At 43.2% G+C, this 23598-nt stretch carries 14 protein-coding genes; 7 read left to right on the forward strand and 7 right to left on the reverse strand.

The window, feature by feature from the left end; translation table 11 throughout:
* Window positions 1–32: 32 nt before the first annotated feature.
* Together Q4591_RS08975 and yjgA are read right to left on the reverse strand one after the other, a co-directional pair.
* On the reverse strand, window positions 33–2621 hold the full coding sequence (locus tag Q4591_RS08975; protein ID WP_303460632.1) for an Ig-like domain-containing protein: 2589 nt from the start codon (window positions 2619–2621) through the stop codon (window positions 33–35).
* A gap of 24 nt (window positions 2622–2645) precedes the next feature.
* The gene (gene yjgA / locus Q4591_RS08980; RefSeq protein ID WP_102440045.1) at window positions 2646–3179 is read right to left on the reverse strand and encodes a ribosome biogenesis factor YjgA; all 534 of its coding nucleotides are present in this window, start codon (window positions 3177–3179) and stop codon (window positions 2646–2648) included.
* 355 nt (window positions 3180–3534) lie between these two features.
* Between yjgA and pmbA the strand changes: the two genes are divergently transcribed.
* Together pmbA and Q4591_RS08990 are read left to right on the forward strand one after the other, a co-directional pair.
* Entirely contained in the window at window positions 3535–4878 is a 1344-nt protein-coding gene (pmbA, locus tag Q4591_RS08985; protein ID WP_102439985.1) for a metalloprotease PmbA, read from the forward strand.
* A 194-nt stretch (window positions 4879–5072) separates the two neighbouring features.
* Window positions 5073–6440, forward strand: coding sequence for a hypothetical protein (locus Q4591_RS08990; RefSeq protein WP_303460635.1), 1368 nt, complete (start codon window positions 5073–5075; stop codon window positions 6438–6440).
* Window positions 6441–6566: 126 nt separating this feature from the next.
* Here Q4591_RS08990 and Q4591_RS08995 read toward each other — a convergent pair whose 3' ends face one another.
* Window positions 6567–7580 carry a phosphotransferase gene (locus Q4591_RS08995; RefSeq protein WP_303460638.1) on the reverse strand — a complete coding sequence of 338 codons (1014 nt, stop codon included), beginning with the start codon at window positions 7578–7580 and terminating at the stop codon, window positions 6567–6569.
* Window positions 7581–7844: 264 nt separating this feature from the next.
* On the opposite strand from Q4591_RS08995, the gene Q4591_RS09000 reads away from it, so the two are divergent.
* The 3 genes from Q4591_RS09000 to Q4591_RS09010 all read left to right on the forward strand — a co-directional run bounded on the left by Q4591_RS09000 (window position 7845) and on the right by Q4591_RS09010 (window position 13134).
* Window positions 7845–9389: a S10 family peptidase gene (locus tag Q4591_RS09000; protein WP_303460641.1), complete on the forward strand. Its 1545-nt coding sequence runs from the start codon at window positions 7845–7847 to the stop codon at window positions 9387–9389.
* Between the two features lie 226 nt (window positions 9390–9615).
* The gene (locus Q4591_RS09005) at window positions 9616–11772 is read left to right on the forward strand and encodes an ExeM/NucH family extracellular endonuclease (RefSeq protein WP_303460643.1); all 2157 of its coding nucleotides are present in this window, start codon (window positions 9616–9618) and stop codon (window positions 11770–11772) included.
* A gap of 228 nt (window positions 11773–12000) precedes the next feature.
* Window positions 12001–13134 (forward strand): DUF1624 domain-containing protein, encoded by a 1134-nt coding sequence (locus Q4591_RS09010; protein ID WP_102439980.1) that lies wholly within the window; start codon window positions 12001–12003, stop codon window positions 13132–13134.
* A gap of 90 nt (window positions 13135–13224) precedes the next feature.
* On the opposite strand, the gene Q4591_RS09015 is transcribed toward Q4591_RS09010, so the two are convergent.
* Entirely contained in the window at window positions 13225–14328 is a 1104-nt protein-coding gene (locus tag Q4591_RS09015) for a phosphoribosylaminoimidazolesuccinocarboxamide synthase (RefSeq protein ID WP_102439979.1), read from the reverse strand.
* Window positions 14329–14597: 269 nt separating this feature from the next.
* Here Q4591_RS09015 and Q4591_RS09020 point away from each other — a divergent pair, with 269 nt between their 5' ends.
* Window positions 14598–15533 (forward strand): DMT family transporter, encoded by a 936-nt coding sequence (locus Q4591_RS09020; RefSeq protein ID WP_102475503.1) that lies wholly within the window; start codon window positions 14598–14600, stop codon window positions 15531–15533.
* 132 nt (window positions 15534–15665) lie between these two features.
* Here Q4591_RS09020 and Q4591_RS09025 read toward each other — a convergent pair whose 3' ends face one another.
* The 3 genes from Q4591_RS09025 to uvrA all read right to left on the reverse strand — a co-directional run bounded on the left by Q4591_RS09025 (window position 15666) and on the right by uvrA (window position 21870).
* Window positions 15666–17495, reverse strand: a complete 1830-nt coding sequence (locus Q4591_RS09025) for a DEAD/DEAH box helicase (RefSeq protein WP_102439978.1) — start codon at window positions 17493–17495, stop codon at window positions 15666–15668.
* 326 nt (window positions 17496–17821) lie between these two features.
* Window positions 17822–18862, reverse strand: a complete 1041-nt coding sequence (locus Q4591_RS09030) for a M20/M25/M40 family metallo-hydrolase (RefSeq protein WP_102475471.1) — start codon at window positions 18860–18862, stop codon at window positions 17822–17824.
* Between the two features lie 89 nt (window positions 18863–18951).
* The gene (uvrA, locus tag Q4591_RS09035) at window positions 18952–21870 is read right to left on the reverse strand and encodes an excinuclease ABC subunit UvrA (RefSeq protein ID WP_102439976.1); all 2919 of its coding nucleotides are present in this window, start codon (window positions 21868–21870) and stop codon (window positions 18952–18954) included.
* 340 nt (window positions 21871–22210) lie between these two features.
* Between uvrA and Q4591_RS09040 the strand changes: the two genes are divergently transcribed.
* Window positions 22211–23578 carry an MFS transporter gene (locus tag Q4591_RS09040; protein WP_102439975.1) on the forward strand — a complete coding sequence of 456 codons (1368 nt, stop codon included), beginning with the start codon at window positions 22211–22213 and terminating at the stop codon, window positions 23576–23578.
* Window positions 23579–23598 lie beyond the last annotated feature (20 nt).

Genomic DNA, 23598 nt, shown 5'->3' on the forward strand with positions numbered 1-23598 from the left:
CAGGCCTTTCTGTTTATGCGGGTCTAATAAGTCTATTCAATAGTCACTTTCATAAACCGCTCTGTTTTAAGTCCACCGGGTGTTGTCACTGTTAAAGTGATGGTATCTTCACCTGTTTCATCGGGTGCGGTATAGCTAAATTGAGTGGCTTCTTGACTACACGCATGTGTTGGGTCGCCTTCTGCAAAACTAAAGCAAGTGGCATTGGGTACGGTATAGCCATTAAATGCAATTGAGCCATCTATCGCTGCCACGGTTAAGGTGGAACCTGCTGGCATCATTTGATTAGCGCTGTCATACAGTTCAACATAAATGGTCTGTGTACTCTCAGTTGTTATGGATAGCATGTCAATTTCACCGCTATCATTATTAGTGATAATAGTTGCAGTTGAGCCTGACATCGTTAATACCGTTGCGGCACGAATGTAAGTTTTATTGGCTTGTTCGATTCCGCAAAACTTATCATCTTCACCTTCAGAAGTATCATCACACTGTGGGCCATTGAACATACCATCACCGCTGAAGGGATTTTCACAGTCAATCTCATCACAATGTGAGTTATATGACTTTCCTGATGTATTGAAATAAGGTTCACCATCACGGCGAATACCAGTTTCATCATCATCCCTAAAGGCATCGCCTAAGTCACTAAAACCACCTTGATGGTAGGTTTCAATGTCCATACCGTTACCGGTACATGCTGTTGGATCACCATTTGGTTTTAAACATGCCTCTGCGATTGCGCCGCCATCGGCATCATCATAGATATTATTACCATTGGTATCAAAGAAGGTCTCATGACCTAAGGCATAAGCCAATACGGTCACGCGATGATCTGTAGGACGTGGGTCGGTTGAAGTCCAAACCACTGAACAGCTGCCATTTACAGTTAAACAAGATGGCTGAATTTGGCCACCTTCTGTGGTGAAGTTAATGGTGGTGTCATCGGGCGCAGGATTGCCAAAGCTATCAGAGGCATAGGCGGTCATGGTGACTTCAACACCATTAACATCAGCAGCTTCTGGGTTGAACAAAGAAGGGGAAATGTTAAAGCCCAGTTGTTGAGGCAGGCCTGTGTTAACCGTTAACTGCTCTGATTGAGTGGTAATGATGATGCCCGAATCTGTATCTTCTGCAGATGCTGACACTCTCACTGGTGTAGGCACTGTGCCTGATTGCACTGTAACGCTAACTAATCCGTTGGCATTACTAATAGCCTCATCACCATTGGCAAACTTTAAGCCGCCGATAACGGTGTCTAAACCAAAGGTCACCTTTTGCTGCGCTGCAGGTTGACCATTAGCGCTACTGATTAAGAAAGTCACTAATGAGCTTTCAGTAGAACCTGTACCGCCAGCGCCTTTAATGCGAATTTGGTTTGGCTCTGCAGAGATAAAGCTCAAGCTACCTAAAGTTTGGCGCTCTAAAGAGAAATCGAAGTTGGCGTTGTAGGTGTCATTACCAATAACGGCTGCAGCGATAATTCGTTGGCTGCGAATACTGTTGCCACTGCAACTGCTATCTTGAAAGGTTGAGTTGGCTCTGCCTGAGGATGTCGTAACCGGGGTATCAAGACTCGCATCGCCATTGGCGACACAATCAGAACTAAACGATACGCTTACGGGGGTCTGTAATGGCTCGAATGTACCGTCAGCCGCTTCAATAATCACATCAGCATAAACGCCAAAACTTGCCCCTGCACCGATGGTGTAGGTTAGAGGATCTGCGTCGGGGTCATCAGCGATTAAGGTTGAACCTAGCTTATCTTCGATGAATGTCTCATCGTCAACAATATAACCAAACTTAATCGTGCCTTCAGGAATCACTTCATCGCCACTTAGCACTTCATAGGCACTGCTGCCTGAAACAGTGGTGCCATCAAAGTCAGTGCTGGCAATTAAGCTATAAGCGCCAAGTTCACTGCTGTTTGGGGTGTAGCTAACAGTAGCAATACCATCAGTAGAGGTTAAGGCGGTATTTGGCGATAAACTGGCGCTGCCAGCCTGGAAGCTCACTAATTGATCCGCTATTGGTTGATTGCTGCCATCTAAAACTGCTGCCGTAAGCAATACGGCTTGATCAATCTTAAAACGGGTTACCGTTTGCCCTGCCTGAGTAATACTGGCATTGATTGTGATGGTTTCAGGTGTTGGCGTGGTGGTTGAATTAATAAATTCAAAATTACGCGAGGCAGAAACACTGTCATCAGTTTCGGATTCAGTATCTGTAGGGGTATGAGACACCACTAAGGTACCTGCGCCGACAGTATTATCTGTGGTGCTGATGAATACGCTGGCGATACCACTGCTGTTTGTTAGTGTGCTATCAACGCTGGCTTGACCAAAACTTGGGGCAAAGCTGACAATGGCGCCACTGACGTTGCTATTGGATTGCTTTAACTGGGCTACTGCGCAAAAGCGCTCAGTGACATCAAAGCGTAATTCATCAGTGGTTTCAGCGCATTGACCATTAACAACGCTTTGGTAGCTTAGGCTAATGCTGTAACTGCCTTCGCCTCCACTGCCAGTATCGTTATCATCAGAAGGCCCATTACAAGCGGTCATTAAAAATAGTGAAGCAATAGAAAAAGGCAGTGCACGTATTATTGTATTTAGTGGCATCAGCAACATCCTTGTAAGTGGTGTTTATTCGGTTATTCCAGCACGTAAATATTTAAACAACTCGATAAATGATTTTGACTCAGGGCCTTTAGCGAGTTCTTTATTGGTTTGTCTGATTAATTGACGTAACTTTTGACGCTCAAAACTTGCGTATTCAGCCAGTAAAGCTTCAACTTCTTCGTTTGGGTTTTCTAATAAGCGGGCACGTAACTTCTCAATTTTATGAACCTGTGCAGATTCATTATTGTTTTTATTCAATACATTATCGATTGATTTAATGATTGGCTCATGATCATAGCCACGCATTAGTTTGCCAATGTATTGTAAATGACGACGATAGGCTTCTGTTTTTTGCTTAATATTTTTGGCTTTTAATACTGCATCGTATAAAAACTCTTCTAGCTCGACTTTATCAAGCTGCGTTTTACTTAATGCAATTAAGCGCATGCCAAGCTCTTGAGCTTCTTCGCTTTCTTTTTTAAATTCTGTTCTGCTGACGTATTCATCGTCATTGTCGTATGGCTGTTTAAAGTGATCTGAATCGCCGACAATTTTCATAGTAATAAACCTCTCATAAATATCGGCGAATAATAGCACTTTCAGGGTGGTGTAGGCCACTGTATAACGGGTTTTCAAGCTTAAGCCGATGAATATTTTTTAAATATGTTAAGGCTGGTCAATCTTTGATGCTTACCATCGTCTTCAGCTTGCCAAAAGAGCAAGCCTGTAGAGACCGATTTATCAACCAGCTTCATAGAATCAATCTGCGAGAATTCAATATGATACTCACTGATTAACTTAAGGTTAGTTTATTTAGCGCCATTGTGATGGGTAAATCCTTGTTTTGATGGTTATCAATACAGTTTTGAATTTGATATGCTAAGCCTAACAATGGAAACTAAAGAGTAAATTTGTGTCTACCAATAATATTGATACTGAATTAACGGCGTTACAAGATGCCGTTGCTGTCGCATTAGAGCATGCAAAAAAGTTAGGCACGAGTGCGGCTGAAGTTGCCATTAGCAAACAACAAGGTTTGTCGGTTTCAACCCGTGAAAAAGAAGTTGAAACCGTTGAATTTAATAAAGATGGTGCTTTAGGTATTACGGTTTATCGTGATGGTTGTAAGGGCAGCTCTTCAACTTCTGACCTTAGTCCTGAAGCCATTGCCGTTGCCGTTAAAGCCGCTGATGATATTGCCCGTTATACCTCATCAGACCCTTTTAGTGGCCTTGCTGATAAAGCGTTAATGGCGCAAACCATCCGCGATTTAGATTTATACCATCCTCAAGATATTACTCCTGATGAACTAGCTCAATTAGCCATTCGCGCCGAAGAAGCCAGTTTGTCAGTGGACAGCCGGGTGCAGCATTCTGATGGCGCGACCGCCAATGCTCATACTGCAGCCAAGGTCTATGGCAATAGTCACGGATTTTTAAAAGGCTATTGCAGCTCACGATACAGTTTAAGTTGTGTGGTGATCGGTGAAGAAGACGATGGCAACATGCAGCGTGACTATGATTACACCATTGCACGTAAATATAATGAGTTAATGACGCCTGAGTCAGTGGGGATTTTAGCCGCTAACAAAACGGCTAGTCGTCTCAATGCCCGTAAAATTCCCACGGCTAAACTGCCTGTACTATTTTCGCCTGAAATCGCCACTGGTTTAATGGGTCATTTGATCGGTGCGATAAGTGGTAGCAGTCTGTACCGTAAATCGAGTTTTTTACAAGATTCGATTAATACGCAGCTGTTTCCTGAATGGTTTAACATCGAGGAAAACCCACATCTTATTGGCGCTTTAGCCAGTGCAAATTATGATAGTGAAGGTGTGGCTACCCAGCAGCGTAATATTATCGATGCTGGCCATTTATCCACTTACCTGCTAACCAGTTATTCAGCGCGCAAGTTAGATTTAGTCAATACAGGTCATGCTGGTGGCATTTATAACTGGACCTTAAGTCATAGCGGCCAAACCTTTGATGAATTAGTAAAAGCCATGGGCACAGGTCTTATCGTCACAGAAGTGATGGGCCAAGGTGTCAATATGGTCACAGGCGATTACTCTCGCGGCGCTGCTGGATTTTATGTTGAGAACGGTGAAATTCAGTTCCCAGTAGAAGAAATCACCATTGCAGGCAATTTAAGAGACATGTTCATGGGCATTCAAGGTGTGGCTAAGGATAGAGACTTACGTTCATCTATTCGCACTGGCGGTATCTTACTGAGTGAAATGAAAATAGCCGGTAGCTAAGCGCTGCACTGCAGTAATAAGTTTACTGTCTTAACCTTTAAAACACCGACTTGTCGGTGTTTTTTTGTTTTTGTCAGAGTAATGGAACCCTCTAATTTACATAGTCTTTATGAGCTTTACACTTCTTGACAATCGATTACGCTCAAGCTTAGTCCTATCCATTAACATGTAGTTAAATCGTTAATGGAGTTGTTATGTTTGATAAAAAAATGTGTGGATTAATGATGTTGGGACTGAGCTCCTTAACTCTGATGGGCTGTGATTCTTCTGATAGTGATGATAACAGTGAAACTGATAGTGCTTATATCCAGTTTTATAATGCGTCGGCTAACAGCACAGCCACATCATTGGTGATGGGCGAGTATGAATACACTTCGGTGGCGTTTAGCGACAGTATGCCCCGCTATAGTTACGCTACTGGTAGTGTCACCATGGAGATCTATGGTTCAGATGAAAATGGTGATTCAAGCAGTATTTATTCTGAGGACATGGATCTAGATAAAGAAGAGAATCATTTATTTGTCCTTTATGGTGATTATCACTCGCCGGAGCTACTCAAGGTTATTTATGACCGCGCGGATATGGATGACCTCAATAGCGATGAAGATAATGAATACAGTAAAATGCAGGTGCTGGTTGCCAATGTTACTGCAGAGGAAATGGCATTTGATGCTTACATTTCCCTCGACACTGACTCATACGCCGATGCCACTATGATTGGTAGTGTCGATTACCGTGGGGTCACCTCAGAATTGATGCTCGACACTGATGACTATATTGTTTATCTCACCGACAAGGGTACAGATAATGTGGTCTACACCACAAGCAGTATGAGCTTAACCACAGAAACTGTTTATAAATTTATGATTAGAAACAGTTTTGGTTCAGGTGATTTAAAAGTGGTGATCGACAGTGTCGATTCAACCACAACGCCAACGTCTTACACTAACATCGATGCTACTGCAGATTTTCGGGTCTTTAACGGGCTAGAGCAACGTAGTTTAGATGTCGATGTGATCAGTAAAGCTGAGTCGCATTACTTACTGGATATCGCTCCTTTTACTGTAAGCGATTACCAACAAACCGGTTTTAATGATTATGGCGTCAGTGTCACAGATTCAGCCACTGCAGAAATACTGTTAGACAATGTACTAGTGACCTTTAATCAAGATGATGTCCGTACCTTGCTGCTATATCAAGATGAAGAAACGATTCAAGGCATGGTTATTGAGCATGACTTACGTCCAAGAGCCTATGAGTACAATGTTGATATTGTTAACTTATCGCAAGACTACGATGATTTAACCATCTATTTTGTGCGTAGCACAGAAACCATAGAATCCGCTGAATACACTATTACCGATTTAGACTTTACTGATCAAGATAGCCTAGTGTTATTGCAAGATGATTATGAGATTAACGTGGTATATGAATCTGATACTGGCACTCAAACCTTATTGTACCAATCTGAGTTAATGAGTTTTGATGGCGAAACCAATTACAGTTTTGTATTAAGCCCTGATACCAGTAGTCAATTTGGTTACCAGCTAAATCAACTTTAAGTTTACAGTGATTTTTTGAAGCTCTTTGATATCAATCTTGAGCTAAAGCTGCAGCCAATAAAAATGCCGATATGGACATATCGGCATTTTTTGTTCTTTAACGTTGGCGCTAAGGGCTTACTTCTTTTACGCTTCGATTAATACCTTATCGAAAAGTCGTTTAATGGCATTTTCAAAAGCAGTTTGTAGATCCTCAATTCCCGATGGTGGCAGTTGATTGATCATTTGCGCATAAGATACCGCTTGATGGGCATAGCAGACGACTTCAGCAATATTCCATGCCTGATTTAATTGCTCAATGGAATGTAAGTGAGTCCATTGAGATAAATAGGCATTAATGACCGCGTGTTTATCTGCGCTAGGCTGCATTCTAAATAAGTAAGTGCCATCGATAAAAGGATGGCTAATACAGCCATCGCTCCAATCAAAAAAGACACACTCACCCTTTACCTTAGCGATATTTTCAATATGTAAATCACTATGAACCAGGGTGTTTGGTAACTTGAATTGCTTTAAAGCACGAATGGCATTGTCTAATGCCGTTAATATGGCTTGGTACTGCTGCGGATGAAGAATTGCTTCTGGTAGCCTGGCCAAAATACTGTCGTCGTTAAATATGCTTGTTAGCTGCTGAGGTAAATCCTGTATGTCGCGAACTAGGCAGCCAGATGAGGCTAACTCTCCAATGTGTTCACTGCTGCTGATTTGAAGCTGTGCAAATGAGCTAAAAGCCTCTGCCCAAACCGCTAAAGGGACCGTTTCTTCATAGGCATTGCCAAAGTCCTGGGTCAGCATCCATTGTTTTGCTTCATCAATCGCAATCACCTGGGCCGATTGTTGCGGAAATAATTGACCCAGCTTTTGACAAAGTTTCGCTTCATTTGAAAATAATGGTAAATGCGCCGTGGCTTTAAAATACACATCACCTTGAGTGGTTGCTTGCTTTAAAACCTGCCCTAATGACCAGCACTTTACTGCAACAAGATCATCAATCGGTTCGATATTTTGGCCGATTAAAACGGCTTTAACCCAAAGGTTGGCATTGTTAGGCCAATCAGGCGCTTGCCATGTTTGCAAAGGGAGCTGATGAGGTGTTTGTTGATTCTGTTGCTGACGCTTTTGCGCTATGGGGGAAGTCATTATTTGGATTCTATTTTTGTTATTGTCGGTTTCAGCATCGCCTTGCCGTTATGTTAAATGTGAATGTACGTTTGCTTACGATTAATGTTAACAGTTAAATAATTAATAAATAGGGGTATTTTAACTATTTGTCGTGTTGTTTAATGCATGCGTGTTGCACTTTGAATCATATGGACATTAAATGGATTCACATAAATGTATCATTGAATCTTTAATTACTACAACCTACGATAAATCGACAATATCAATAATAAGAGAGAAGGTATGAAAACACAGACGATTACAGCCATCATAGCAAGCCTATTGTTATGTTCTGTATCCACAATCACGTTTGCTGAAGAGCAAGTGACACCTAAAAAGCAGGATTATAGTCGTCACATTCCTGTCGACAGTAGTGTTGTCACCAACCATAAAACCAAGGTGAACGGCAATAGCTTCTCCTATACCGCAACGGTTGGCACTCAGCCTGTATGGAATAAAAAAGGCGAGGCGGTTGCCACTTTAAGTTATACCTATTATCAGAGAGATAATGTAAAAGATACCGCCAAACGACCGCTGTTAATCTCTTTCAACGGTGGCCCAGGCTCAGCTTCTGTGTGGATGGATATTGGTTATACCGGCCCGCGTGCAATTAATGTTGATGATGAAGGTTACCCGCTACAACCTTATGGGGTGAAAACCAATCCATACTCGATTTTAGATATTGCCGACATTGTTTATGTAAACCCGGTTAATACTGGTTATTCAAGAGTGCTAGCTAATAAAGACGGCGAAATGCCGAGCAAAGATGAGCAGCAAGAGATGTTCTTTGGGGTTAACGCTGACATCAAATATTTAGCTGAATGGGTCAATACCTTTGTCAGTCGTACTGAACGCTGGCGCTCACCTAAATATCTGATTGGTGAAAGCTATGGCACCACCCGAGTTGCTGGGTTGGCACTTGAGTTACAAAATCGCCAATGGATGTATGTGAATGGGGTTATTTTAGTCTCGCCGACTGACATGGGTATTGAGCGCAAAGGCCCGGTTAAATCAGCTAACCGCTTACCGTATTTCGCAGCAGCGGCTTGGTATCACAAAGCCTTAACTGCTGAACTTCAACAAGCCGACCTTGCTGATTTTTTGCCTGAAGTTGAATCCTTTACCATTAATGAATATATCCCTGCACTAGCTATGGGCGGCTTTATCGCTCCAGATCATAAACAAAAAATTGCAGAGAAAGTGGCGCTGTATTCAGGCCTCAGTGTTGATGTTATTTTGAAATCAAACCTTGATGTGTCAACTCGATACTTTTGGAAAGAGTTACTGCGTGAGCGTGGGCAAACCATTGGCCGTTTAGACTCACGTTATATCGGTATAGATAAACAAGATGTCGGTGATAGCCCAGACTTTAACGCTGAACTTATGTCTTGGTTACACTCCTTTACCCCTGCAATTAATGCTTACATGCGTGAAGAGCTAAATTACAAAACCGATGTAAAATATTACATGCTGGGTGATGTACACCCGTGGGATCGCACCGAAAATAAAACCGGTGAAAACCTACGTCAAGCTATGGCGCAAAACCCATATTTAAATGTGTTATTTCAAGCGGGTTACTATGACGGCGCGACGAACTACTTCGATGCCAAATATAGCATGTGGCAATTAGATCCGAGCAGCAAAATGAAACAACGCCTTAGCTTTAAAGGCTACCGCAGCGGTCATATGATGTATTTACGTGCCGAAGATTTAAAGCAATCAAATCAAGACTTACGTGAGTTTATTGAGAACAGTTTGCCAAAAGAAGATGCGGCAGCAAAATATTAACTGCTAATGTTTAAAAATAGCAAAGTCGCACTCATTTTAGGTGGCTGAGCTATTGATTAAAGAGGAGCTTCGGCTCCTTTTTCGATATTAAACTCAGCGAAATGAATGCGAATAAATAGCTGTGTGCACAATGCCATTTTAAGATTGTAATTTAACCAATTAGCGATTAAATAGTCCGTTGTAATATGGCTTCAATAAGCATAAGAATAATAAGTTGGAGTGTTAAATGAGAGTAAGCAAGTTATCTGCAATATCGTTAGCCATCACATTGGTTATGAGTATGCAGGCACAGGCCAAAGCCGTAACGACACAAGACGTGACAGCGAATGAGTTTTCATGTGAAGGCAAAACCACTGTTCCTATCTATGAGATCCAAGGCGCTGGTGAGATGAGTCCATTTATCGCTGCAGGCGCGGATGAATCCATTCATGAAGTGACCACTAAAGGTGTGGTTACTGCGCGGGCAGAAAGATTATATAAAGGTTTTTTTATTCAAGATCCCCAAGGTGACGGCTCGCCTTTGACATCTGATGGTATTTTTGTCCATTGGGGAGGCACTGCGCCAGCAGAAATTGTCCCGGGGATGCAGATTTGCGTCACTGGTAAAGTACAAGAATATGCAGGCTTTACCCAAATCAATATTGCACAGCAGCAACAATTTCACTTAGGTAACTATGTTGGTGAGTTGCCAGCGACCCCGTTACATATTGCTGATGGTCAATCACTTGCCGAAGCGCTGGAGCGTGTTGAAGGCATGAAAGTGCTATTAGACACTGCAAGTGACATGAAAGTTACCCGTTCATTTAGCCTAGATTATGACTCATATCGCAACAACATGGTGTTATCACATAAAGCGCCACTGATGAAAGCCACGCAGGTTTATGCACCATTATCAGCAGAGGCGATAGCATTGAATCGCGCCAATATCGCCAACCAGCTGGTGGTTGAGTCAGACTATAAAGCTGAACATGGCGAGGTGCCGTATTTCCCAAGCTTTAATGCCGATAACGGCTATATTCGGGTTGGCGATCAGTTGACCAATATTGAAGGTGTGATTGGCTATAGTTATGAGCAATATCGCTTTATGCCAACCAATGACATTAGTGCCAGTGATTTTATTCGCCATCATGATCGCACCGTAGCGCCAGCCATTGCGGCCCAAGGTGACTTACGGGTAGCAAGTTTTAATGTACTGAACTTCTTTAATAGTGAGTTTGGCGGTGATAAAAACCCATTAGGCCACAATCGCGGGGCAAAGCTTGAGTCTGAAATGCTGCTGCAGCGCACAAAAATCGTGAATGCGATGGCGGCGATGAATGCCGATATTATTGGCTTAATGGAAGTTGAAAATAATGGCTTTGGTAAGTTAAGTGCCATTCAAAATCTAGTTGATGCCCTTAATGCCAAGCTGGCACCTGAGCAGGCTTATCAATTTGTTAAAGTCACTGACAATGACGGTTTCATCGGCACTGATGCTATCGCAGTTGGCATATTATATCGACCCGCCGTTGTTGCTTTAGCTGACGCAGCTCAAATAATCGCGACCCCTGAGCAACACGTGGCAGAAGGAGCGCTAACCCGTATCAATGAGGGCGTAACAGAAACAAATCCCGCCTACCGTAAATATCAGCGCCACAGCCTAATGCAAAGCTTTAGCATTAATGGTAACAAGCTGACGATTGTGGTTAATCATTTTAAATCTAAAGGCTCAGGCTGTTTAGAAGATTGGTTAAGCTTTAATGAAGATTCAGAGCCTGTAGATTTACAGGGCAAGTGTAATGCCTTTCGCGTTTCTGCTGCTAAAGTGATCGGTGAGTCGGTAACCGGCTTAGACGGTGATGTGCTGGTGATTGGCGATTTAAATGCCTATGGCAGAGAAGATCCGTTAGCAGTACTCACTGACTATGATGCCAGCCTAACTGAACATGTGATAAAAACCGCCTCACACACCAGCTTAAATGGCGCAGAGCATGATGCACAAGGACGTGTGATTGATAAGGGCTATGGGCTAATCAACTTAAACACCCAAGCACATGGGCCTGCTACATACTCGTACAGTTATGGTGGTGAGTTAGGTAATTTAGACCATGCTTTAGGTAATACAAGCTTAGCGGCTCGGCTAGTGGCGATTGAAGACTGGCATATCAATGCGGTTGAATCGAGCTTGTTTGAATACAGTAGCAAATACACCGGCGATTTAGTTAAGTCTGACAATGGCTATTCATCATCAGATCACGATCCGGTGATCATCGCCCTGGCATATCCCGAAGTACAGGATACTAAAGATGCAGATGCTATAATGACAGCCAAAGATGATGGCGGTAGCTTAGGTTACTTAGGCTTATTGCTCTTGTCTGCTTTAGGTTTTCGCCCTAAAGCCTAATCGATGTATTATTTAATAGAAATTATTATCATTTAAAATCGGTGGTGGTTTGTAAATTTTTTGAGCGTATTTTATTGCGCTTTGTGCTTGCTTTACAGGCAATTTACTTTAAATCACCGTGATAAAAAAAACGCCTGTTATAGTGTTGTGCTAGTAATTGCACCATTTAATGGCTGTGTTTTTTGAGTGTTAAAGAGAGTCGAAAAGTTGAATACCGTAACCGCTCCAATGTTAAAAAAGCGAATTGATAGTATCGATATTATGCGCGGCATTGTAATGCTTATCATGCTGCTGGATCATGTTAGAGAGCGGTTTTTCTTTCATGAGCAAGTCACCGATCCGATGACACTGGATAGCACCAGTACGGGATTATTTATAAGCCGATTTGCTGCGCATTTTTGTGCGCCTACTTTTGTGTTTTTAACCGGAGTATCAGCGTGGTTATATAGCCATCCGCAATTTGGCCCACAGCGCTCCGCAAGGTCATTTTTAATCAAGCGTGGCCTGTTTATTATCGCATTAGAGTGCACAGTGATTACGTTTCAGTGGATGGGCAATTACGAGATGATTTGGCTGCAAGTCATGTGGGCAATTGGCATCAGTATGTTGGCGCTAGCGTTATTAATCGGCTTACCGAGATTTTGGCTTGGGCTTATTGGCTTAGTGATCGTATTTGGTCATAACATGCTTACGCCCATTAGCTTCTCGCCAGGGGAGTGGGGTTATACGTTATGGGCCATATTGCATGACCGCGGCAATATCTTAACCAATGACTTTATCGGCATTAGAGCCAGTTATCCGGTACTACCTTGGATTGGGGTGATTTTGTTAGGCTATGTGATAGCACCGATTTACAGTGCAAGCTTTGATGATAACAAACGTCATAACCTGCTCATTGGGCTTGGCTTAAGCTGCTTTGCGATTTTTGCAGTCTTACGCGGTTTTAATATTTACGGCGAAACACTTGATTGGCAGCAAGGTGAAACCCTAGTAATGACATTAAAGTCGGTATTTAACTTAACCAAATATCCACCTTCATTGGACTTTTTACTGGTGACTCTTGGCGGCACATTATTGTGTTTACGGACGCTTGAAAAGCTGAACCCGCGCTATGGTAAAGTGTTATCAACCTTTGGATCAGCGCCAATGTTTTTCTATATTGTGCACTTATATTTATTACTGTTTATGTACCGCTTTGCCGTTAATGTCATTGGGCCTAACTATGGCGATTTATATGGCTTTACCGATATAAGCTGGGTGTGGGCGGTGACGGTGATATTGGCGCTGCTGTTGTACTTTCCAACTAAGTGGTTTAGTCAGTACAAGCATCAAAGTAAACAGGGCTGGATTAAGTATTTCTAGACAATGGCGTTAACCAAAATGTTGTGGTTAATCAGTAGATAGTAAAAAGGCGCATTAAGCGCCTTTTTCGTTTTATGTGTGGATTTAGGATTAGTCGATTAAGTCATATTGCTCGGCTAAAACGTTAATAATATCCGCTTTTGGGTTGTCAGGTAGCGAGATGCTAGTGCCGGTTACCTTTTCTGCCACGCCAGTGTATGTGCGAGAGACATTCATCATCGCATCTAATGGTAAGTCGTTATCACGGGCGAGGGCTTCACGCTCAGGCATTCTATCTTTGTTAAGCAGAATATCGGCATCGTCAAAATGATTGAGCAGAAATTGACGAAAGCCTTCTTTGGAGTTTTCAACAATCTTGCTATCACGATACGCTGCGCCATCCCAAATACGTGACGAGTCTGGTGTGCCCACTTCATCCATGTAAATCAGTTTGGAGTTACCGTCTTTGTCATTGACGTAGCCAAATTCAAATTTAGTATCGACAAACATTTGGTCGTGGGTGGCTAGCGCATCTGAGATGACCTTAAAGCCTTGCTTTAATAATACTTCATATAAGTCGATATCGGCTGGTTTTTCAAAGCCAAAGGCTTGGTAGTTGGCTTCAATATCGGCGCGGCTAATGTTGACATCATCTTGCTCAGGCACACCTGGAATACCGGTTAAAATGCCTTTGGTTGAAGGAGTTATCAATAACTCTGGTAGTTTTTGATCTTTGGTTAACCCTTCAGGCAGTGTGATACCGCAAAATTCGCGTTCGCCTTTGGCATAAGCGCGCCACATTGAACCGGTAATGTATTGACGACAAATCGCTTCAACTTTAATTGGACGCGCTTTTTGCACAATCCATACAAATGGGTGTGGGATATCAAGAATATGGCTATCGGCTAAACCATTTTCAGCAAACAACTTAAACCAATGATTAGAGATAGCGTTAAGTGCCGCCCCTTTACCTGGAATGCCCTGTAAATTACCTTCACCATGAAAAATACAATCAAATGCTGAAATGCGATCGCTGATCACCATTATCGCTAATGGGGTATCAGCTGGCACGTTATAGCCTTTATCGGCAATTAAGCGGCGGCTATCAGCCTCAGTTAACCAATATACACTGCGAACTTTACCGCTGTGTACTGGCTTATCGGTTCGGATCGGCAAATCGTTATTGATAGCGAGAACTGAATCAGCAAGACTCATGGCCAGTATTCCTTAAGAAATTGAGTGTAGGGAGATATCCTTTATTGATAAGGATAGTTAGGTATTTTTATGGCGGCTATTTTACCTGTATTAAGGCAGATTTCCATGCTTATCAGGCGGCTAAACTCTTAATCCTGTATAGCGAATACTGAGGCAAATTAAACTCGCTATTCGCCATTGGCTTTATTGGCATAGCTCTTTAGAATGAATTTTCTGCAGCTTTACCATTAAAGAGCGAATATCTTGTGAGCCATACCCGTTTAGGTCTTATGTTTGTCAGCGTTGCCGTTGTGTTTTGGGGGATATTACCCATAGCGCTTAAGTTATCCGGAGGGTTTATTGATCCGGTTACGTTAACTTGGTTTAGGTTTTTAGTGGCCTTTGTGGTGACCTTTATTCTGCTATGGCGCTTTGGTAATTTGAAGCAATTTAGTCAACTGCAGGGGGGTGATTGGCTAAAGCTTGCTGCTGCAGGTATTTTACTGATGCTCAATTACACCTCTTTTGTGTATTCACTGGATTACTTATCACCAGGTACTGCGCAACTTAACTTTCAAACTGCACCGTTCTTTTTAGCCTTTGGTGGCGCACTGTTTTTTAAAGAGCGGCTCACGGCGGTGCAGCTAAGCTGTTTTGCAGCTCTGGCATTAGGGGTGTTGCTGTTCTTTCACCCAAGCCTTGATGTGTCGGCAGAAAATAGCAGTCAAATTCTATTTGGGGTGCTGATTGTGCAGTTTTCAGTGTTGTCGTGGACGAGTTATGCCTTACTGCAAAAGTCATTGTTTACTAAGCTAACACCCAATAATGTGTTGCTATGTATCTATGGCTTAGGGATCCTTGTGATGGCGCCTTTTAGCGAGTTTAGTCACTTTGGGCTTATGGATAGCAGCCATTGGTTGATCGTCGGTTTTTGTGCCATCAATACCTTAATTGCTTATGGCTGTTTTGGTCAGGCGATGAAGTACTGGCCCACGGCGCAAGTGAGTGCCATGCTCGCGCTGACGCCAGTGCTCAGTTTTAGCGTTAACGCTTTAGTGGTGTATTTAGGCTGGTGGCCTGAGGTGTTTAAGGTTGATGTGATTGATCTGTGGTCGCTGCTGGGGATTGTATTGATTGTTGGCGCTGTGTTTACCATGCAACTATGGCCCTTGTATGTGGGCAACAAGCAAAAGCGGCAAGCCCATGTCGAAGGCGAAAGCGTTTAAGACCAAAGCGTTTATCGCAATAACTTTAGCGTTATTGGTGCTTGTAGGATGAGTTTTATTTCAGCCATAAAAAATGGAGCCACAAGGCTCCATTTTTATGCGTTAAACCAACGTTAGTTGGACTGCAAGTATTTACTCGCTGTCACGTGGCTTACGTGGACGGTCGCTACGAGGGCGGTCACTACGTGGACGATCACCACGAGGGCGGTCGCTACGAGGACGGTCACTACGTGGACGACGTGGTGCTTCAGCTGGGAAAGAGGCATCACTCGCTTCACGAATGTTTAATGCTTTACCACAAACACGTACTTTTCTTAAGTGGCCTAGTACATCTTTTGGCATGCCGTCTGGCAAGTCAATTGAAGTAACTTGATCAAATAATTGAATTTGACCAATGAACTGGCTGTCAATGTTTGCTTCGTTAGCGATGGCGCCAACGATATTACCTACACCAACACCGTTATCACGACCTACATCGATTACGTAACGGCACATTTTAACATCAGGCTTATCTTTCAGGCCTTCAGCGCTACCAAAGCTTGTTGGCAATGGACGGCTGCCGCGTGAATCACGACGAGGACGCTCACGACCAGCGTCGCGAGGACCACGATCATCACGGTCACGTGAATCACGTTGACGCTCTTGAATCGCAGGAAGTTGTAATGGACGCTCAGCCTGTACTTGTTGAAGTAATGCTGCTGCGAGTAAGTCAGTGTCAATTTCAAGCTGCTGACATAACTGAGCCACTGCATTTTTCATGAAATCTAAGTCACCGTTAACGGTTTCTTGGATTTGCTCACCTAAGCGTGATAAACGACGCTCAGCAACAGTTTCAGGGCTAGGTACTTTCATTGGCGAGATACGGCTGTTCGTTGCACGTTCGATAGTGCGAAGCATACGCATTTCACGGTTGGTAACGAAAAGAATTGCCATACCAGTACGACCAGCACGACCTGTACGGCCAATACGGTGTACATAAGCTTCTGAATCATATGGGATATCGTAGTTAACTACGTGACCAATACGTTCAACGTCAAGACCACGGGCCGCAACGTCAGTAGCAATTAGGATGTCTAACTTGCCGCGTTTAAGTTGGTCAACAGCACGTTCACGAGCTTGTTGGTTCATATCACCGTGTAATGGTGAAGATGCATAGCCACGCGCTTCAAGTTTTTCAGCAAGTTCAACACAGCTGTTACGGGTACGTACGAAGATGATAATACCTTCAGTATTTTCAACTTCTAAAACACGTACTAACGCTTCAAGTTTGTTGTGTTGTGATACTTGAACATAACGCTGATCAATTGACTCAACAGTAGTATGGCTAGCAGCAATACTAATGTGAACAGGGTTGTTTAAGTGCTTGTTCGCAACGCGCTTGATTTGCTCTGGCATAGTCGCAGAGAAAAGGGCAAGTTGACTGTCTTTTGGTTTGTGCTCAAGAACCCATTCGATATCATCGATGAAGCCCATTTTTAGCATTTCATCAGCTTCATCAAGAACAAGTGCTTGTAGTGCATCAAGTTTAAGAGTGCCACGACGCATGTGGTCCATTACACGACCTGGCGTACCAACAACAACTTGTGGGCCACGACGTAGCGCACTTAATTGTTGATGCATGCTTTGACCACCATAAATAGGTAGTACATGGAAGCCTTTCATGTGTTTAGCGTAGCTACCAAATGCTTCAGCAACCTGAACAGCAAGTTCACGTGTTGGTGCAAGCACTAGGATTTGAGGAGCATTCAGCTTTTGGTCAACATTACTTAGTAAAGGCAGTGCGAAAGCACCTGTTTTACCTGTACCTGTTTGAGCTTGGCCTAAAATATCTTTACCTTCCATTAAAGGATCGATACTAGCAGACTGAATTGGAGTTGGTTTTTCGTAACCTAGATCGTCAAGGGCACGAAGCAAATTCTCGGATAAACCAAGTTCGCGGAAAGTTCTTTCATCGGATGACATTGAGTTGTAGCCTTGTGGATGCGTACGAAGTTATTGGCATTCGTACTAGAGTTTCACAGACAGAAAATCAACCCCGTGTCGATTTCCCGCGTCAAAGGGGCAATATTATAGCAAGCTTTGGCCTCGTTGACTATCTAATTTTAACAAATAACTAAAATTGGCCTGATTATTGTAGCGCTTACTGAGCGATTAACTAAGTAACTTTTGACGTAATTAAATCAGAAACGGTTATTTTATGGCCGTGATTCATTTAATCCATTTTTTTATAGCGGATAAACAAGCCTTTTCGCAAATGCAGTTGCAGTAATCGCCTTAGTGCTCAATTTCTAGCGCTTTACAATGATGCGCTGTTTATCCAGTTTAAGTAGCGTGAATGCCGTTTCAGTGACTGCTGCTAAAAAGTTAATATCGATAGTATCTAAGGTGTCTTCAACAGTGTGATATTGCTTATGGGTTGGCACGCCTAAATAGAGCCAAGGAATACCAGCTTTGTGGAACGGGTAATGATCTGATGCTCGCAGCCAATTAATTTTGAGCATACTGCCATCATTTAGCCTTGAACGACTCTGTCTCACACATAGATTATTATAGTCTTGGAGCTGGTGTTTTATCTGCTTAAATTGAGATACATTTTGCTCCCCTTCAATATAAATGGCTTTGGGTCTAGAAGGGTGGCCAATCATGTCTAAGTTTAGCGACATTTCTAGCTGCATATCTGGCAGTGTTAACAGTTGCTGAACTAGCGCGTATGAGCCAAATAACCCCGGCTCTTCAGCATCGGTGGCAACTAGCATTAAGTTAACCGCCGGATCGCCATCTTGCTGCCATTGCTTTGCAATCGCTAACATTGCAGCAATGCCTGAAGCATTATCATCAGCCCCAGCAAAGACTTTACTGCCACGACTGCCTAAATGGTCATAGTGGGCGGTAATAATGCGCCAGCGCTGGGATGCTTGCTTTGATTTAATCGTGGCAATGAGGTTAATACCCTGTTTATCAGCAAAGTTTTGCCGATAAACAAATGGCAGCATAAATTCTTTTTGCCAAGGTGATAACCCCAGTTCAATAAAGCGCGCACTTAGGTATTGGCGGGTTTTTTCTGCACCTATGGTATTGGTTTTACGGCCAGCCAAATCATCACTGGTTAATATGCGAATATCTTCGATGAGTTGATTTTTATCAGCCCATTGACTGGAAGTGTCATTTCCACAGTTTTGCGAAGCGCAGCCGCTTAGCAAAAAACACAATGCCACTGGCGTCAATCTAATCGACACAGTGAAACAGGGTGGTTTTTGAACATGATATTTTTGCAGAAATGATGCTAATACCGAGGATAAATAAGCCAGAGTATTTTGGTAAAATTCCATTTATATCCCTCTGGCTTGATGAGTAAACTAACTCAATGGTGCGCATACCGCAGCAGGTGTATTCTGTGCAATTACTAACAGTGTAATCGCTATTTGGCTTTAGTGGCCTTCTTTGCTGGAGTTTTCTTCACGCTACTTTTATTGGTGACACCTTTATTAGCGACACCTTTTGGGGCCGCAGCCTTCTTGGTCAATAGCGGCTTTAAAAAGCGTGCAGTATGGGAGGTTTTATGTTTTGCCACCTCTTCAGGGGTTCCGCTTGCCAAAATAGTGCCGCCGCCGGAGCCGCCTTCAGGGCCTAGATCCACTAGCCAATCTGCCGTTTTAATCACATCAAGATTATGCTCAATGACCACTATGGTGTTGCCTTTGGCTTTTAAGCGATGCAGCACATCTAGTAGCAGCTGAATATCAGCAAAGTGCAAGCCTGTAGTGGGCTCATCAAGAATGTATAAGGTTTTGCCGGTATCACGTTTGGATAACTCTTTTGCTAACTTCACTCGTTGAGCTTCACCACCGGACAGTGTTGTCGCACTTTGACCTAAACAAATATACGCCAAGCCTACATCCACTAAGGTTTGCAGTTTTCTTGCGATCGCAGGGATTGGATCAAAGAAAACACGCGCTTCTTCAATGGTCATTTGCAGCACTTCGTGAATATTTTTGCCCTTGTATTTAACATCTAAGGTTTCGCGGTTATAGCGTTTACCTTTACAGGAATCACAAGGCACATACACATCTGGTAAAAAGTGCATCTCAACCTTTATTAAGCCATCACCCTGACAGGCTTCACAGCGGCCACCTTTAACGTTAAAAGAGAAGCGACCCGGTAAGTAACCGCGGCTTCGAGACTCTTGAGTTGCAGCAAATAATTCACGAATAGGGGTAAATATGCCGGTGTAAGTAGCAGGATTTGAACGCGGTGTTCGCCCGATTGGGCTTTGATCAATATCAACCACCTTATCGCATTGCTCCATGCCGGTAATGCTTTTATGGGCTGCAGGCTCATCAATGGTAGCGCCGTTTAGCATTCTGTGGGCAATTTTATAAAAGGTGTCGTTAATTAAGGTTGATTTACCCGAACCTGATACCCCAGTAATACAGGTAAATAAACCAATAGGAATGGTTAAGTCGACATTTTTAAGGTTATTACCAGTGGCGCCGCATAGCTCAATGACTTTTTTCGGATCCATTGGGGTGCGTTTATCACTAATGTGGATTTGCTTGGTGCCAGAAATATATTGGCCAGTGACAGACTCTTTACAGTCGAGAATGGCCTGCAGAGGCCCAGAGCAAATGATTTCGCCGCCGTGAACGCCTGCGCCGGGGCCAATATCAATCACATGATCAGCCATGCGAATTGCGTCTTCATCATGCTCAACCACAATCACGGTATTACCGAGATCACGCAGGTGTATTAGCGTTTGCAGTAAACGTTCGTTATCGCGCTGATGCAAGCCAATTGAAGGTTCATCCAGCACGTACATTACGCCCACAAGGCCGGCACCAATTTGACTGGCTAAGCGAATACGCTGGGCTTCACCCCCTGATAAAGTATCTGCTGAGCGGTCTAAGCTTAGGTAGTTAAGGCCGACATTGACCAAGAAGCCTAAACGATCGCCAACTTCTTTAAGAATTTTTTCAGCGATCTGCGCTTTTTGCCCTTCGAATTTAATCTCAGTGAAATAGCTCATGGCTTCACCGATGGACCACTGAGTCAGCTGCGGTAAGTTTAACTCGCCAATAAATACGTTACGGGCTTCTTCACGCAAACGCGAGCCGTCACAGCTTTTACAGGATTGGGTATTAATAAACTTTGATAGCTCTTCACGTACCGAATTACTTTCAGTTTCGCGGTAGCGGCGATCCATATTATTGAGGATCCCCTCAAATGGATGATTACGAATAACCACATCACCACGATCGTTAATGTACTTAAAGGCAATGTTTTGCTTACCTGAGCCAGATAGAATAATTTTTTGTACTTTAGCGCTTAACTGCTCAAAGGGGGTTTCGACATCAAATTTATAATGTTCAGCTAAGGAGCTGAGCATTTGAAAGTAATAGAAATTACGTTTATCCCAGCCTCTAATCGCCCCGCCTGCTAATGACAGCTCGCTATTGGCAATCACTCTTTCTGCATCAAAGTACTGCTGCACACCTAAACCATCACAGGTTTGACAAGCGCCAGCGGGATTATTGAATGAGAAAATACGTGGCTCAAGCTCTGCCATGGAGTAGCCACAATATGGACAGGCAAAGTTAGCCGAGAACATCAACTCGTCTGCTTCTCCGGCCATGTCGGCAATAATAGCAATACCGCCTGATAACTCTAACGTCGTTTCAAAAGACTCTGCTAAGCGCTGCTTTAAATCATCACGCACTTTAAAGCGATCAACCACCACTTCAATGGTGTGTTTAACATGTAGCTCAAGGGTTGGCGGATCGGATAAATCACAAACCTCACCGTCAATTCTGGCGCGCACATAACCTTGAGCAGCCAAACTTTCGAGTAATTTTACATGTTCACCTTTACGGGCTTTGACCACGGGAGCTAATAGCATTTGGCGACTGCCTTCAGGCAGTTCCAATACTTTATCTACCATTTGGCTGACCGTTTGCGCGGTTAATGCTTGGCCGTGGGTTGGGCAGCGCGGCTCACCAACACGGGCAAACAGCAGTCTAAGATAATCATAAATCTCAGTGATGGTACCCACGGTTGAGCGTGGATTATGGGATGTGGATTTTTGCTCAATTGAAATTGCAGGACTTAAGCCTTCGATATGATCCACATCAGGCTTTTCCATCAAACTTAAAAACTGGCGCGCATAGGCTGATAGTGACTCAACATAACGGCGCTGGCCTTCGGCATATAAGGTATCAAAGGCTAACGATGACTTACCTGAGCCAGATAAACCTGTGATGACAATAAGTTTGTCTCGGGGGATGGTTAAATCAAAGTTTTTAAGATTGTGGGTTCGTGCACCGCGAATTTCAATGGTATCCATTCATCACTCTAGAGGTTGTTTTAGCTACCTTGTCAAAGTAGCAAAATTTGAGTTAGCTTAGTAAATAGCCGTTAGTGTATCGTTAATTAACTAGCTTATACAGTGTTTTATACAGTATTGGTGACACTAAATGTACCCAGGGAGCCAGACTAATAGCGGCTGAAACCATAAAAAAACGACTGGGATATAAAACACATTATAACCTGTTTGTTTAACCTTATTAACAAATACGACAAACAGTTGCCTGTTGGTTCATTATTCCTTTTGAGCTAAATTAGAACGCTGTGATAATATGCGCAACTCGCATTTTTCTATAGATACACAATTTAAGGGCAACTGAATGGCCAACAATGGATTATCAGGCATTGAGAAGAAAGTCGCATTTTCGTTAGCCAGCGTGTTTGGTTTACGAATGATGGGCTTATTCATGATCATGCCCGTATTCGCGCTTTACGGCCAACATTTAGAGGGTTTTTCACCTCTATGGGTGGGTATCGCTATCGGTGCTTATGGCTTGACCCAAGCAGTGTTACAAATTCCCATGGGCATGTTGTCAGATAAATATGGCCGTAAGCCGATTATTTTGGCTGGGCTGGTGGTGTTTGCTATAGGTAGCGTGGTTGCTGCAATGTCAGATCATATTTATGGGGTTGTGCTTGGCCGAGCCATTCAAGGGATGGGTGCTATTGCCGCTGCAGTGTTAGCGCTGGCCGCCGATTTAACCCGCGATGAGCAACGCACTAAAGTGATGGCTATTATTGGCATGTGTATTGGTTTCTCGTTTGCATTGTCATTGCTTGCAGGGCCGATAGTGGCCCAATATGCAGGTTTAGAAGGGCTATTCTTTTTAACCGCTATCTTAGCGGTAGTGGGCATGATCATTGTGCAGGTGTTGGTACCTAACCCAGTCTCACAAGCGCCCAAAGGCGATACTGTTGCTACGCCCACTAAATTAAAGCGTATGTTAATGGACCCGCAACTGTTCAGACTCGATGCAGGGATTTTTATTTTGCATTTAGTGCTTACCGCCGTATTTGTGGCCTTGCCATTAGATTTAGTGGATGCAGGTTTAGTAAAAGAAAAACACTGGATGCTGTATTTCCCTGCCTTTATCGGCGCGTTTTTCTTAATGGTGCCGTTAATTATTATTGGTGTTAAACGTAACAACACTAAAACCATGTTCCAAATATCACTAATGATCATGATGCTGGCATTGGCAGCTATGGGATCTTATGCTGATAACCTCTGGGTATTAAGTGCCGCTGTGGTGTTATTTTTCACTGGTTTTAATTATCTTGAGGCGTCATTGCCTAGTTTAATTGCTAAATTTTGTCCGGTGGGCGATAAAGGCTCAGCTATGGGCGTTTATTCCACTAGCCAATTTTTAGGGGCATTTTGTGGCGGTATGCTAGGTGGCGGAGCTTATCAGCTGGTTGGCGCTGCAGGGGTATTTTATGTGGCACTTGGACTGATGTTTATTTGGTTATTATTAACCATAGGCATGGAAAAACCCGTACTGCTAAAAAGCTATACCCTTGAGGCACAAGTTAAAGATAGAAATCAGGCGAAAGACATGGCAACCCAGCTATCACAGCTATCTGGGGTAGCAGAAGCCATTGTCGTCATGGAAGAGAGAGCAGCTTATTTGAAAGTTGATGATCAATTCGATTTGAGTGAAGCGCGAGCTGTGTTAGGCTCTGTCAATTAGATCGTTTTGATCGCTCAGTT

The sequence above is a fragment of the Shewanella sp. 3_MG-2023 genome (genome assembly GCF_030548765.1).
GTDB lineage: Bacteria > Pseudomonadota > Gammaproteobacteria > Enterobacterales > Shewanellaceae > Shewanella.